This window comes from Colwellia marinimaniae, from assembly GCF_002207865.1.
Classification (GTDB): Bacteria; Pseudomonadota; Gammaproteobacteria; order Enterobacterales; family Alteromonadaceae; genus Colwellia; species Colwellia marinimaniae.
This window is the reverse complement of sequence record NZ_BDQM01000529.1, coordinates 1-234: the sequence shown is the minus strand read 5'-3', so window position 1 is coordinate 234 and position 234 is coordinate 1. Positions and strand designations below refer to the sequence as shown.

1 pseudogene is annotated in these 234 nt (G+C 42.3%); it reads right to left on the bottom strand.

The features are described from left to right. Positions 1-234 (bottom strand): annotated as a pseudogene (locus MTCD1_RS20370) (IS3 family transposase); the annotation flags it as partial.

Below are 234 nucleotides of genomic sequence, written 5' to 3'. Positions count from 1 at the left end.
AAACCACCTAAACAATCTTGCTTCCACTCAAGTACTTGCTCTCTATATAAGCCCTTTTCTCGACAGTACTGACTAATTTCAGCTTCTGACATTGGGGCTGTTTCGATAATGACTGCAAGCTTAGCTTCAGCAGACCATTCATCACTGGTTAATGTTTTACCTGGCACAGGTTGACCTTCTTTTCTGAGTTTATCGCGCCAATGATACAAGGTTTTAGAGGAGACACCTTCACTC